Origin of the sequence: Streptomyces sp. NPDC014727 (assembly GCF_043083485.1) — a bacterium.
GTDB lineage: Bacteria > Actinomycetota > Actinomycetes > Streptomycetales > Streptomycetaceae > Streptomyces.
In genome coordinates this window covers 14,756-28,252 of the sequence record NZ_JBIBYR010000027.1, presented here as the reverse complement: position 1 = coordinate 28,252, position 13,497 = coordinate 14,756, and the positions used below count along the sequence as shown (strand labels likewise).

At 69.2% G+C, this 13,497-nt stretch carries 14 protein-coding genes; 11 read left to right on the top strand and 3 right to left on the bottom strand.

The genetic code is table 11. The annotated features are described in order from the left end of the window. The 6 genes from ACF1B9_RS30550 to pssA all read left to right on the top strand — a co-directional run bounded on the left by ACF1B9_RS30550 (window position 1) and on the right by pssA (window position 6,383). Complete coding sequence (locus ACF1B9_RS30550) at window positions 1-2,013, top strand: protein meaA (protein ID WP_391746048.1); 2,013 nt, start codon at window positions 1-3, stop codon at window positions 2,011-2,013. Beyond that, the gene (locus ACF1B9_RS30545) at window positions 2,010-2,972 is read left to right on the top strand and encodes an HpcH/HpaI aldolase/citrate lyase family protein (protein ID WP_391746050.1); all 963 of its coding nucleotides are present in this window, start codon (window positions 2,010-2,012) and stop codon (window positions 2,970-2,972) included. Before ACF1B9_RS30550 ends, ACF1B9_RS30545 begins: the two co-directional genes overlap by 4 nt. A gap of 2 nt (window positions 2,973-2,974) precedes the next feature. Further along, window positions 2,975-3,508 carry a MaoC family dehydratase gene (locus tag ACF1B9_RS30540; protein ID WP_391746052.1) on the top strand — a complete coding sequence of 178 codons (534 nt, stop codon included), beginning with the start codon at window positions 2,975-2,977 and terminating at the stop codon, window positions 3,506-3,508. Beyond that, on the top strand, window positions 3,505-4,710 hold the full coding sequence (locus tag ACF1B9_RS30535) for an acyl-CoA dehydrogenase family protein (RefSeq protein WP_391746055.1): 1,206 nt from the start codon (window positions 3,505-3,507) through the stop codon (window positions 4,708-4,710). The genes ACF1B9_RS30540 and ACF1B9_RS30535 overlap by 4 nt, the downstream gene beginning before the upstream one ends. A 181-nt stretch (window positions 4,711-4,891) precedes the next feature. Beyond that, entirely contained in the window at window positions 4,892-5,539 is a 648-nt protein-coding gene (locus ACF1B9_RS30530; RefSeq protein WP_351080572.1) for a phosphatidylserine decarboxylase, read from the top strand. Continuing rightward, entirely contained in the window at window positions 5,526-6,383 is an 858-nt protein-coding gene (gene pssA, locus ACF1B9_RS30525) for a CDP-diacylglycerol--serine O-phosphatidyltransferase (protein ID WP_351080570.1), read from the top strand. The genes ACF1B9_RS30530 and pssA overlap by 14 nt, the downstream gene beginning before the upstream one ends. A gap of 241 nt (window positions 6,384-6,624) precedes the next feature. Here pssA and ACF1B9_RS30520 read toward each other — a convergent pair whose 3' ends face one another. Then, window positions 6,625-7,656, bottom strand: a complete 1,032-nt coding sequence (locus ACF1B9_RS30520) for a zinc-binding alcohol dehydrogenase family protein (protein ID WP_391746056.1) — start codon at window positions 7,654-7,656, stop codon at window positions 6,625-6,627. A 345-nt stretch (window positions 7,657-8,001) separates the two neighbouring features. Here ACF1B9_RS30520 and ACF1B9_RS30515 point away from each other — a divergent pair, with 345 nt between their 5' ends. Further along, window positions 8,002-8,229, top strand: coding sequence for a hypothetical protein (locus ACF1B9_RS30515; RefSeq protein WP_391746058.1), 228 nt, complete (start codon window positions 8,002-8,004; stop codon window positions 8,227-8,229). 54 nt (window positions 8,230-8,283) lie between these two features. Then, window positions 8,284-8,886 carry an SRPBCC family protein gene (locus tag ACF1B9_RS30510; RefSeq protein ID WP_391795952.1) on the top strand — a complete coding sequence of 201 codons (603 nt, stop codon included), beginning with the start codon at window positions 8,284-8,286 and terminating at the stop codon, window positions 8,884-8,886. A gap of 99 nt (window positions 8,887-8,985) precedes the next feature. Here the strand turns inward: ACF1B9_RS30510 and ACF1B9_RS30505 are convergent, their stop codons facing one another. Beyond that, a complete protein-coding gene (locus ACF1B9_RS30505) occupies window positions 8,986-10,101 on the bottom strand; it encodes a glycerate kinase (RefSeq protein ID WP_391746062.1) in 1,116 nt (371 codons plus the stop codon). A gap of 130 nt (window positions 10,102-10,231) precedes the next feature. Between ACF1B9_RS30505 and ACF1B9_RS30500 the strand changes: the two genes are divergently transcribed. The 3 genes from ACF1B9_RS30500 (at window position 10,232) to ACF1B9_RS30490 (ending at window position 12,926) form a co-directional block, all read left to right on the top strand. Next, window positions 10,232-10,726, top strand: coding sequence for an NUDIX domain-containing protein (locus tag ACF1B9_RS30500; RefSeq protein WP_391746064.1), 495 nt, complete (start codon window positions 10,232-10,234; stop codon window positions 10,724-10,726). Between the two features lie 192 nt (window positions 10,727-10,918). Beyond that, complete coding sequence (locus tag ACF1B9_RS30495) at window positions 10,919-12,145, top strand: hypothetical protein (protein ID WP_391746066.1); 1,227 nt, start codon at window positions 10,919-10,921, stop codon at window positions 12,143-12,145. Window positions 12,146-12,188: 43 nt separating this feature from the next. Continuing rightward, the gene (locus ACF1B9_RS30490; RefSeq protein ID WP_391746068.1) at window positions 12,189-12,926 is read left to right on the top strand and encodes an NAD-dependent deacetylase; all 738 of its coding nucleotides are present in this window, start codon (window positions 12,189-12,191) and stop codon (window positions 12,924-12,926) included. On the opposite strand, the gene ACF1B9_RS30485 is transcribed toward ACF1B9_RS30490, so the two are convergent. After that, window positions 12,920-13,324, bottom strand: coding sequence for a (2Fe-2S) ferredoxin domain-containing protein (locus tag ACF1B9_RS30485; protein ID WP_391746070.1), 405 nt, complete (start codon window positions 13,322-13,324; stop codon window positions 12,920-12,922). The genes ACF1B9_RS30490 and ACF1B9_RS30485 overlap by 7 nt on opposite strands. Window positions 13,325-13,497: the final 173 nt, after the last annotated feature.

The following is a 13,497-nucleotide window of genomic DNA, read 5'->3' as shown; positions in this document are numbered from 1 at the left end:
ATGACGGGCCGCCAGAAGGACCGCCCGTGGCTCATGCGGACGTACGCCGGCCACTCGACCGCCGAGGCGTCCAACGAGCTCTACCGGCGCAACCTCGCCAAGGGCCAGACGGGCCTGTCGGTCGCCTTCGACCTGCCGACGCAGACCGGCTACGACCCCGACCACGTCCTCGCCCGCGGCGAGGTCGGCCGCGTCGGTGTGCCGGTGTCGCACCTCGGTGACATGCGCGTGCTGTTCCGGGACATCCCCCTGGAACGGATGAACACCTCGATGACGATCAACGCCACCGCGATGTGGCTGCTGGCGCTCTACCAGGTGGTCGCGGAGGAACAGGGCGCCGACATCACCAGGCTCCAGGGCACCACGCAGAACGACATCGTCAAGGAGTACCTCTCGCGCGGGACGCACGTCTTCCCGCCCGGTCCTTCGCTGCGGCTGACCACCGACATGATCACGTACACGGTCAACCACATCCCGAAGTGGAACCCGATCAACATCTGCAGCTACCACCTGCAGGAGGCGGGAGCCACTCCGGTCCAGGAGATCGCGTACGCCCTGTCGACCGCCGTCGCGGTGCTGGACGCCGTGCGCGACTCCGGTCAGGTGCCCGAGGAGAAGTTCGGCGACGTGGTCGCGCGGATCTCCTTCTTCGTGAACGCGGGCGTCCGCTTCATCGAGGAGATGTGCAAGATGCGCGCCTTCGGCCGCATCTGGGACCGGATCACCCGCGAGCGGTACGGCATCACCGATGCCAGACAGCGTCGCTTCCGCTACGGCGTCCAGGTCAACTCCCTCGGTCTGACCGAGGCGCAGCCGGAGAACAACGTCCAGCGGATCGTCCTGGAGATGCTGGCCGTGACCCTGTCCAAGGACGCCCGCGCCCGCGCCGTCCAACTGCCGGCCTGGAACGAGGCGCTGGGGCTCCCCCGGCCCTGGGACCAGCAGTGGTCGCTGCGCATCCAGCAGGTGCTCGCGCACGAGAGCGATCTGCTGGAGTACGAGGACATCTTCGCCGGATCGCACGTCATCGAGGCCAAGGTCGACGAGCTGGTGACGGAGTCGCTCGCCGAGATCGACCGGATCGAGGAGATGGGCGGCGCCATGGCGGCCGTCGAGTCCGGCTATCTGAAGTCGGAGCTGGTCTCCTCGCATGCCGCGCGCCGGGCCCGGATCGAGGGTGGCGAGGAGAAGATCGTCGGCGTCAACATCTACGGGACGACGGAACCGAACCCGCTCACCGCGGACCTCGACGGGGCCATCATGACGGTCGACCCCGCCAACGAGGCCAGGGTCGTCACGGCCCTTCACGAGTGGCGCGACAACCGCGACGAGGCCCGCGCCACCGACGCGCTGGCCGCACTGAAGAAGGCCGCCGCGGGCACCGAGAACATGATGGAAGCGACCGTGGAATGCGCCCGCGCGGGCGTCACCACCGGCGAGTGGTCCTGGGCGCTGCGCGACGTCTTCGGCGAGTTCCGGGCCCCGACGGGCGTGTCGTCCGCCCCGGTCGCGGTGACCGCGGAACCCGGCACACCGCTCGCCCTGGTCCGGGCGAAGGTCGCCCGAACGGCGGCCGACCTGGGTGCCGGACGGCTGCGGCTGCTGGTCGGCAAGCCGGGCCTGGACGGGCACTCCAACGGCGCCGAGCAGATCGCCGTACGGGCCCGTGACGCCGGATTCGAGGTCGTCTACCAAGGGATCAGGCTGACCCCCGAGCAGATCGTCTCGGCCGCCCTGGCCGAGGACGTGCACTGCGTCGGTCTGTCCATCCTGTCCGGCTCGCACGCCGAGCTCGTGCCGGACGTGCTCTCCCGGCTGCGCGAGGCGGGCGCCGCCGACATCCCGGTGATCGCCGGCGGGATCATTCCGCCCGCCGATGCCGCCGCCCTGGTCGGGGCCGGTGTCGCCGCCGTATTCACCCCGAAGGATTTCGGTATCACGGAGATCATCGGCCGTATCGTCGACGAGATCCGGAAAGCGAACAAGCTCGACCCTCTGGAGGTCCCCGCATGACTGCCGTCAACCGCCTGCGTCCGCGCCGCTCGTGCCTGGCCGTGCCCGGCTCGAACCCGCGGTTCCTGGAGAAGGCCCAGGGCCTCCCGGCCGACCAGGTCTTCCTCGACCTGGAGGACGCCTGCGCGCCGCTCGCCAAGGAGGGCGCCCGGCACACCATCGTCGACGCGCTGAACAACGGCGACTGGACGGGCAAGACCCGGGTCGTGCGGGTCAACGACTGGACGACCCACTGGACGTACCGCGATGTCATCACGGTCGTCGAGGGCGCCGGCCAGAACCTCGACTGCATCATGCTGCCCAAGGTCCAGGACGCCCAGCAGGTCATCGCCCTCGATCTGCTGCTCACCCAGATCGAGAAGACGATGGGCTTCGAGGTCGGCAGGATCGGCATCGAGGCCCAGATCGAGAACGCCAAGGGCCTGGTGAACATCGACGACATCGCGGCAGCCTCACCCCGCCTGGAGACCCTGATCTTCGGCCCGGCCGATTTCATGGCGTCGATCAACATGAAGACCCTGGTCGTCGGCCAGCAGCCGCCCGGCTACGGCGCGGACGCGTACCACTACATCCTGATGCGCATTCTGATGGCGGCCCGTACGCACGACCTCCAGGCGATCGACGGCCCCTTTCTGCAGATCCGTGACGTGGACGCGTACCGCGAGGTCGCGGGCCGTGCGGCGGCGCTGGGCTTCGACGGCAAGTGGGTGCTGCACCCCGGTCAGGTCGACGCGGCCAACGAGGTGTTCTCGCCCTCGCAGGACGACTACGACCACGCGGAGCTGATTCTCGACGCGTACGAGTGGTGCACTTCCGAGGAGGGCGGCAAGAAGGGCTCGGCGATGCTGGGCGACGAGATGATCGACGAGGCGAGCCGCAAGATGGCACTCGTCGTCGCGGGCAAGGGCCGCGCGGCCGGTATGCAGCGCACCTCCAAGTTCGAAGCGCCGGAGGCCTGATCATGCAGTTCGGACGCACCTTTGAGGAGTTCGAGGTCGGTGCTGTCTACAAGCACTGGCCCGGGAAGACGGTCACCGAGTACGACGACCACCTTTTCTGTCTGCTGACCATGAATCATCACCCGCTGCACATGGACAGCAATTACGCGGAGAGGACGACCGACTTCGGAAAGAACGTCGTGGTCGGAAATTACATTTATTCTCTGCTGCTCGGCATGTCGGTCCCGGATGTCTCCGGAAAGGCGATCGCCAATCTTGAGGTCGAATCGCTGAAGCATGTCGCGCCGACCTTTCACGGCGACACGATCTACGGCGAGACCACCGTTCTGGACAAGACCCCGTCAAAATCCAAGGGCGACCGCGGAATCGTCCATGTGGAGACGAGGGGATACAAACAGGACGGCACGCTCGTCTGTGTGTTCCGCCGCAAGGTGATGGTCCCCACCGAGACCTACATCAAGGAGCGCGGCGGAGAACAGCCCGGCCGCCCCGAGCCGACCCAGCCTTCGCAGAAGAACGTGGAGAAGCAGCCATGACACGACTCGCCCAGACTGCCGGCCTCAACGATGTCCAGCAGGAAATCCTCTCCACGGTCCGGGATTTTGTCAACAAGGAGATCATTCCGGTCGCGACCCAGCTGGAACACCGAGACGAGTACCCGACCGAGATCGTCGAGGGACTCAAGGAGCTCGGCCTCTTCGGGCTGATGATCCCCGAGGAGTACGGAGGCCTGGGCGAGTCGCTTCTCACCTACGCGCTATGTGTGGAGGAAATCGCCCGTGGCTGGATGAGCGTGTCGGGAATCATCAACACGCACTTCATCGTGGCGTACATGCTCAAGCAGCACGGCACCCAGGAACAGAAGGACACGTTCCTGCCGCGGATGGCGCTGGGTGAGGTCCGGGGCGCGTTCTCGATGTCCGAGCCGGCACTGGGCTCGGACGTCTCGGCGATCACTTCCAAGGGCGTCAGGGACGGCGAGGAGTACGTCCTGACCGGCCAGAAGATGTGGCTGACGAACGGTGGTACGTCGTCGCTCGTCGCTGTTCTGTGCCGGAGTGACGAAGGCCACCCCGAGGGCACCGCCCCGCACAAGTCGATGACGACGTTCCTGGTGGAGAAGGAGCCCGGGTTCGGCGAGGTCCACCCCGGCCTCACCATTCCCGGCAAAATCGACAAAATGGGTTACAAGGGTGTCGACACGACCGAACTCATCATGGACGGGCTACGTATTCCGGCCAATCGAGTACTGGGCGGCACCACCGGTCGGGGGTTTTACCAAATGATGGACGGCGTCGAGGTCGGCCGCGTGAATGTGGCCGCGCGTGGCTGCGGTGTCGCTCAGCGTGCGTTCGAGCTGGGCGTTTCCTACGCCCAGCAACGCCAGACCTTCGGAAAGCCGATTGCCCAGCACCAGGCGATCCAGTTCAAGCTGGCCGAAATGGCCACCAAGGTCGAGGCCGCGCATGCGATGATGGTCAACGCAGCACGCAAAAAGGACTCCGGGCAGCGAAACGACCTGGAGGCAGGGATGGCGAAGTACCTCGCCTCCGAGTACTGCAAGGAAGTCGTCGAGGACGCCTTCCGAATCCATGGCGGCTACGGCTTCTCCAAGGAGTACGAGATCGAGCGCCTCTACCGGGAGGCCCCGATGCTGCTGATCGGTGAAGGTACCGCCGAGATCCAGAAAATGATCATCGGGCGCCGAATCCTTGAGGAGTACCGGTTCCAGGGTTGATTGTCCCTTTCGAGGCGATTTAGCCGCGAAGAAGATCACACCCTGTCACCCTCAGGCGGTGCCTTCAAGCCGTCCGACTCGGCTGCTGGCTTGCCCAGTTGCTGCTCGCAACCGATAACATCGCCGGAAAAGCCGCCGTCCCCCGTTGCCAGCGCGGCATCATCCGCTACGAAGGTCATCCATGCCCGACAGCCAAACCTCTGCACCACGCGGCGGAGTCCGCCTTGCGCGCGGAGCTTCGCCGTGGCTCCTCCCGACTGTCGCCACCGCGGCACTCAGCCTCACCCGGGCCCGCAAGTCCGGACGCTGGGCCGCGGTGGCCGTGCCCACCACCGCGCTCGCGGCGGGCATGCTGTGGTTCTTCCGCGACCCCGAGCGTGAGATCACGCAGGGCCGGGTCATTTCGCCGGCCGACGGCGTGGTGCAGAGCATCATGCCCTGGAAGGACGGACGCACCCGCGTCGCGATCTTCATGAGCCCGCTGAATGTCCACGTCAACCGTGCGCCCCTGGCCGGCACAGTGACCTCGGTCGAGCACGTCCCCGGTGGTTTCGTCCCGGCGTTCAACAAGGAGAGCGAGAACAACGAGCGCGTTGTCTGGCACTTCGACACCGAACTCGGTGACATCGAGATGGTGCAGATCGCGGGTGCGGTCGCCCGTCGTATCGTCCCCTACGTCCCGCAGGGCACGAAGGTGGAACAGGGCGAGCGCATCGGTCTGATCCGTTTCGGCTCCCGGGTCGACATCTACCTTCCGGAAGGTATCGATGTCGCGGTCGAGGTCGGCCAGGCCACTACCGCGGGGGTGACTCGAATTGACCGTGATTGATCCCGACACACAGGCCGGCTGGGTGCCGGAGGCGGAGTCCGAGGAGGACGCCGGCGAGGACATGCCGCTCTCTCTGCGGCTGTCGATAGCGGACACCCTCACGCTCGGCAACGCCACCTGCGGTTTCATGGCGGTGTACTTCACCACCACCGGAATCCTCATCCCGCACCTCACGGGCAGCGACGAGAGCGGCATGGCGCGGCACTCCGCGGCCACCGCAGTGATACTGATGCTCCTCGCCGCGGTGTTCGACCTCTTCGACGGGCTCGTGGCGCGCAAGCTGCGCTCCTCGCCGATGGGCGCCGAGCTGGACAACCTCTCGGACCTGATCAGCTTCGGGCTCGCCCCGGCGTACTTCGTCCTCGTCTACGGCATGGTCGCGGACGACGCACACCAGCGGGTGTCGGCGCTGGCGGCGATCGTGGTGCTGCTGGCGGTGGTGCTGAGGCTTGCCAGATTCTCCTGCGTGACCATGAAGGACGGCATGTTCCAGGGCATGCCGAGCCCCTTCGGAGCGCTCACGGTCGTCTCGATCGTGCTCCTGGAGCTGCCCTTCGTGCCGACGCTGCTCGCGATCGTCGGAGTGGCGTGGCTGATGGTCAGCCGGGTCGAGTACCCGAAGCCGCGGGGCGTCCTCGCGGTGGCCATGCTCAGCTGGATCGTGGCCGCAATGGGGCTCCTCGCCGCCTGGGCGTTCGACGCCCCCGGCGGTCAGCTGCTCCTCCAGACCGGCTGTGCGCTCCAGGTGGTCCTGGGAGCGGTCATCCCGCTCTTCGCGACGGCACGGAGGGTGAACACCTTCCGCGGCAACCGGCGTGAGGCACGGACGGCTCAGCTGCCGTAGCGGCACAGAAACAAGCGCATACGGAAGGGCCCCGGGTGTTCCCCAGCACCCGGGGCCCTTCCGTTTTGCCGGGGCCGTCCCACAGACGGCGTGGATCGCGTGCCGTGGGTCCGGTCCGCGGGCGGCTGGCGGGCGGCTGGCGGCGGGCGGGCACCACCGCACCGTCGTCGCCGGTGGGACGGTGTGCGGTCGGATGCCGGCGATCCGCGGGCAGGCCCCTGTCGACCGCCACCCCCGGTCATCAGCCGGGTACGAGCACGGCGGCCCCGTTCACGCGGTCGGCCGCCAGATCGTTCAGTGCCCGGTCCGCGCTGCTCAGCGGGTAGGTGCTCACCGTGGCCCGGATGCCCACGCGTCGGGCCAGGGCGAGGAATGCGCGGCCGTCCTCACGGGTGTTGGAGGTGACGCTGCGCAGACTGCGCTCCTGGAACAGATGGCGCTGGTAGTTCAGCACGGGAATGTCCGACAGATGGATCCCGGCGATGGCGAGGGTGCCCGACCTGTCCAGTGCCTCCATCGCCACCGGCACCAGGTCCCCGACGGGTGCGAACAGGATGGCCGAGTCCAGGAGCTCCGGCGGGCGGTCGTAGGCGCCGCCCGCCGACGCGGCGCCGAGCTCCAGAGCCAGCGCACGCGCCGCCGCGGAGCGGGTGAGCACATGGACGGTGGCGCCCTCGGCAAGGGCCACCTGGGCCGCGAGGTGGGCCGACGCGCCGAATCCGTAGATCCCGAGGCGCCCGCCCTCCGGCAGTGCGCTGCGCCGGAGCGAGCGGTACCCGATGATCCCCGCGCAGAGGAGCGGTGCGAGCCGGGCGGCGTCCTGCTCCTCCGGAAGCCGGTAGGCGAACGCCTCCGGGACCAGCGCGGTGTCGGCGAAGCCGCCGTCCGCGTCCCACCCCGTATAGCTGGACCACGGGCAGAGATTCTCCCGGCCGCCGCGGCAGTACCGGCAGCGTCCGCAGGTTCCGCGCAGCCAGGCTCCGCCCACCCGCTCACCGACACGGAACAGGCCGGTCCCGTCGCCGACCGCCGCCACCCGGCCGACGATCTCGTGGCCGGGGACCGTGGAGGGGCGGTGCGGAAGGAGGTCGCCCTCAGCCAGATGGAGGTCGGTGCGGCAGACACCGCACGCCTCGACGTTCAGCAGGAGCTCCCCCGGACCGGGATCGGGCACCCTGCGGCGTACGTGCGTCAGGGGCCCGGTGCCGATCGGACCGGGTGTACGGACGGCCCAGACGCTCTGCTCGGCCGGGACGGACGCGGAGACTGCCACACGTCCAGCCTGCGGCGGCGGCGCCGAGGCGGCAACCTCCTGCCGCCGGCCCCCTGCACCCGACGGCAGGAGGGCTGAGGTTTCATCAAGGGCACACCCAGATGCTCAGGGACGTCGTGCACCGACACCGCAGCGCACCGGACAATACCCAGGAGCTCCTGGTCACCCTCGGGCGTCTGGTGGATCAGGCGCTGGAGAACATCAGGGTCCAGCGCGCCCGCGCGAAGCTGGGCGTGGCGCTGCAGCGACACCTGCTCCCGGCCGAGCTGCCGCAATTTCCCGGCATCCGGATCGCGGCCCGTTACACACCCTCACCTCGGGATACTGCCCGGCCGGCAGTACCCCGTGACGCGTCGGCGGATCATCGCGATCCTCGCCGCCGGACGGATGACCGGCCTCTTCGCCCAGCGCGGTTTTCTCACCGACATGATCACGCTCCAGGCTTTCAACGGATCCATCTCGCTCACGGCTCTGCTGCTCGCGGCGGTCTTCACCGAGCGGAACCGCACCTATCAGGAAATCAAGCGGCTCTGTGTGCAACTCTCCGAGAAAGTGGCACGACAGGGCATCTGAATCACTCCATCGGCCGTGCGAAGGGTGCGCGCCCCCGCGATCCGACGCAGGCTGATGGTCGAACGGCACCGCGACGAAGGCAACCGGACGCCGACACTCGGGCGGACGGGCGCCGTAAGAGGTGGAGCCATGCCCCGTGTGTCTGCGAATGTCCATGTGCCCCGCCCCGCCGACGAGATCTTCTCGTTCCTCCGGGATCCGCGGAATCTGGCCGTGTGGTCATCGACCATAGATCACGTGATCGAGGGACCGATCAGCACGGAATTCGGTGACGAGTACACCTGCAAGTTTCCGGGCCGACGCCGGGCGCACCGTCTCACGTGCACCGCGAGCGCACCCGTCGAGTACCTGGCCTTCCGCGGGGCGCGCATGTGGACCCCCCTGGGCCGTCACTCCCCGGAGCTCGAATTCCGGCTGAGTCCGAGCCGCCGGGGAACGATGGTCGATGTGTCGGTCAAGCCCCATCTGGACGGCGGCATGATCATTCTTGCCCCGTTCGTGACGATGGCATGGCGTCGCGATCTGCCGTCGGAGCTCGGGTGTCTGGCGGAGCTGCTCACCGGTGGCGACCTCACCGGCGAAGGACGTGACGGGGGTACGGGAGCGGGCCCCGACGCCGGGCTGAGCGGCGGTCGGGATGAGCCCTCCGTGGGCTGATGCGGTGGGAGTGGGGCGGGCCCCGGATCACCTCCCGATCGCGACCCTCGCACGCCGGACGTGCCCGGTGGTCGAGTCGAGGGTCGCGATCCGGAGGAGCTACAGCAGGAAGTCGCGCGCGAGCGCCTCCGACGCACGTTCCAGCAGGGGGCCCGCCTGGGCCATGGAGACAGCGGGGTCCGGTTCCAGGTCGGTGAGCGCGTACGCGCGGCTGATACCCGCGGCGGTCAGTGCTTCCGGTGGCAGGGCGAGGCGGCCGCAGACCGCCACCACCTCGATGCCCGCGGCGCGGGCGGCCGCGGCCACGCCTGCCGGGGCCTTGCCATGGAGGGTCTGCTCGTCGAGCGATCCCTCCCCGGTGATCACCAACGTGGCCCGCCCCAGCGCCGGGGCGAAGCCGAGGACGTCGAGCATCACCTCGATACCGGGGCGGAACCGGGCGCCGAGAGCGACCAGCGCCCCGTAGCCGATGCCGCCCGCCGCACCCGCACCGGGCAGCGCGGCGTATTCCGGGCCGAGGACGGAAGCGTAGTGGGCGAGCGCGGCGTCGAGGGTCGCGATGTCCTCCTCCGTCGCACCCTTCTGCCGACCGTACACCTCCGGGGCGCCCTTCGGGCCCGTCAGCGGGTTGTCGACGTCGCTGGCGAGGATGAGGTCCACGTCGGCCATGCGCGGATCGAGGCCGGACAGGTCCGCCTCGGCCAGGTCGGCGAGCCCGCCGCCACCGGGACCGACGGGCTTGCCGTCCGCGTCCAGGAAGCGGGCCCCGAGCGCGGCCAGCATGCCCGCGCCGCCGTCCGTGGTCGCGCTGCCGCCGACACCGAACACGATCGTCCGGGCACCCGCGTCGAGCGCGGCGGCCAGCAGTTCGCCGGAGCCGTACGTCGTGGCCGTGAGCGGGGCGAACGTCCCTGCGGGGAGGTGCTGGAGGCCGGAGGCCTCGGCCATCTCCACCACCGCGGTGGTGTCGCGCAGCGCGTACGCCGCGGTCACCGGATCTCCGAGCGGCCCGGTGACCCGCGCCTCACGGCGTTCGAACCCCGCGGCCACCGTCGCCGCCACCGTGCCGTCGCCACCGTCCGCCACGGGCAGGGTCTCGACCCCCACATCGGGGACGATGCGCCGCAGCCCGGCCGTCACCCGCTCCGCGACCTGCACGGCCGTGAGCGAGCCCTTGAACTTGTCCGCCGCGACGAGCACGCGTGCGGTCTCCATCACTGCTCCGTCCGCCACCTTGAATCCCTTGCTTTCGAACAGGCAGTCGCGCCGCCCCCGACCCTATCCGCAGCGCATACCCGCTGCCCAGAGTCGGCTCACCCCGGCACCTCCCCACTACGCTGCCCGCGTGACCACCACTGACTACGCCACCTACATCGCAGGGCTCCCCCGGGTGCTGGCCGCCGCCGCCACCGTGTTCCGGGACGCCCGGGGGCTCGTGCTGCTCGTCGAGCCGAACTACCGGGAGGGCTGGGCGCTGCCCGGCGGGACCGTCGAGTCCGAGACCGGCGAGAGCCCCCGGCAGGCCGCGCACCGCGAGACGGTCGAGGAGATCGGTCTCGATCTGAAGCCGGGACGGCTGCTCGCGATCGACTGGGCGCGCGGCCCGGAGCGGCCCCCCATCGCCGCCTATCTGTACGACGGCGGAGTGCTGGACGAGGCCGCCCTGAAGGCGATCCGGCTGCAGGAGGAGGAACTCCTGTCCTGGGAGCTGGTCGAGCGCGACGACCTCGGCCGTTATCTGCGCGACGGTCTCGCGATGCGTCTGAGGGCGGCACTGGACGTGCTCGACTCCGGCGGTGGCGCGGTGGAACTGGAGGACGGCCGCCCGGTCGACGGCTGAGCTGCGGGCCCGCCCGCGTCCCAGGCGCATCGCTCGACGTGTTCAGCCGGTATTCCCGTTGTGTCCCGTTGTCCTGACGGGCCGTCGGCTGATAGTCCGGTCGTCTGCTGCCGGACACCCTCGTTCATGCGTCATTGGTCCGCAGTGCACGCTCGACCGGCATCATCCGAACTCCACGACAGCGGAGGGATCATGCGCACGCACACGGGACACCTCGGCGGACTGCCGGCCACGATCGTCGCAGCGTTCGCCTGCACAGCGGTGGTCGCCACGGCGTCGACCGCCACCGCGGAGCCGGCCCCGGCTCCGGCCGCACACCGCGAAATGCCGCTGTCGGTCGACGGCGGCGCCTGGCAGTCGGGCCATGTCCAGGGCATGGCCATCGACCGCCGCAAGGGCTTCATGTACTTCTCGATGACCAATCTGCTGGTCAAGACCGACCTCAAGGGCAAGCCGGTCGGCTCGGTCACCGGCTTCACCGGCCACCTCGGCGATCTGGACTTCAACGAGAAGGACGGCAGGGTCTACGGCTCGCTGGAGTACAAGGAGGCGAAGTCCTTCTACATCGCGATCCTCGACGTCGACCGCATCACCCGGATGGACATGGACGCCCAGTCCACGGGGGTCGTCTCCACCGTCTACCTCAAGGAGGTCGTGAAGGACTTCACCGCCGACATGAACGGCGACGGCGTCTTCGACGGCGACACGGGCAGCACACCCGACCACCGGTACGGCTGCAGCGGCATCGACGGTGTCGCGTTCGGACCGGCGTTCGGCGACCGGCGCGGCAGTCGCGGCGAGCGCAGGCTGACGGTGGCGTACGGCGTGTACGCCAACGCCGGCCGTACGGACAACGACCATCAGGTGCTGCTCCAGTACGACGTCACACGGTGGAAGAAGTACGAACGCCCGCTGACCGAGCCCGACCCGCACACCAGCGGACCCGCCCATGTCGACGGCAAGTTCTTCGCCTACACCGGGAACACCACGTACGGCGTGCAGAACCTGGAGTACGACGGGTACAGCGGCAACTGGCTGATGGCCGTCTACAAGGGCACCAAGCCCGGCTTCCCCCACTACTCCGTCTTCGCCGTGGACGGTGCGAGGAAGCCGGTGCGCGGCACCGTCCGCGGGCAGCAGAAGCCGGAGCGCGGTCTGCTGCTCCCCCTGCTGCGTGCGGGGGCGCACGACGCCGCGACGGACACCTACGGATGGCCGGCGCCGGGGCAGTACGGACAGTACGGGCTCATCTCGCTCGACGACGGCCGGTTCTACGTCGCGCTCAGCGGCACGGTCCAGGACGGCGGCGTCACCAGGCAGACCGCCCGTGCCGTGCTGAACACCTGGACCGGCCGGACCCCGTCGCCGTTCAGCCCGGTGCCGGATCCTGCCGACCCCACGGGATCCGGCACCGGGTGAAATGACCTCGCAGGTGATGGCCGGTGCTGCATAGGCTCGTTCCATGACTCTCGTCGCGATCCTGAGCGGCGCCGGCATCTCCACGGACTCCGGCATCCCCGACTACCGCGGGCCCAACGGGCTCTGGCGCAAGGACCCGGAGGCCGAGAAGCTCGTCACGTACGACTTCTACATGGCCGATCCGGAGATCCGCCGCCGCTCCTGGCAGCTGCGCCGTACCAGCGCGACCTGGGGCGCGGAGCCCAATGCGGCCCACCGAGCGGTCGCGGAGCTGGAGCGGTCCGGCGCCCCGGTGCGGGTCATCACCCAGAACGTCGACGGGCTGCATCAGCTCGCCGGTCTCCCCGCCCGCAAGGTCCTCGAACTGCACGGAACCGCGCGCGAGACAGTCTGCACCCGCTGCCGTGCCCGCTCCCCGATGGCCGAGGCACTGTCCCGGGTCGAGGCGGGCGAGGCCGACCCGCCGTGCGCGGCCTGCGGAGGCATCCTGAAGTCGGCGACGGTCATGTTCGGTGAGCGGCTCGATCCGGTGGTGCTCGGCGAGGCGATGTCGATCGCCAAGGCGTGCGAGGTGTTCATCGCGGTCGGTACGACGCTGCAGGTGCAGCCCGCTGCCTCGCTGGCGGGGATCGCGGTGGACAACGGGGCGCGGCTGATCGTGGTGAACGCGGACCCCACGCCGTACGACGAACTGGCCGACGAGACCATCCGCGAGCCCATCGGCACGGCGCTGCCGGCACTGCTGAAGCGGCTGAGCGCCGCTCCGGACAGCCCTCAGTGATCGAGTTCCTGCTGCACGCGGCGCGGGGGACGGAACGTGTACAGGTCAAGGATCTCGGGTGGGTCCACCAGCCCGGGGCCGCCCGCCTCGACCCAGGCGGCGATGTCCCGCACGGCGTCCTGGTCGTTGACCAGCCCGAGCCAGACGGGACGGCCACCCGCCCTGCGCCCCTGTGCCGAGGGCTGTACGACGACGACGTTGGCCTGCTCACAGGCATCCAGGCACTCCACGACTCGGACCGTGGCCGTTTCGCCGAGCGCGCGGCGCAGCTCGGCGAGCTGGGCGGCGTGGTCCACATCCGGAATCTTCGGTGTTCCGCAGCAGCAGCCGCGGCAGACACTGACGGTGGGCCGGGGCGTGCCCTGGGCGGGGACGGCCTTGCGGGCGCGGCGGCTCATGCGGGGGCACTTCCGGTGCGGGCACGGATGATCACCGTGGGACTGTATCGATACCCGTCTCCGGATCGAACACCTGCACTGCGCCGTCGGCCGGTGCGGTAGTGTTGACGGCTGCGAAGGGGAGTAGCCCCGCAAACCGGTCGTCGACACACTGGAACCTTCGGGTTCCCGGT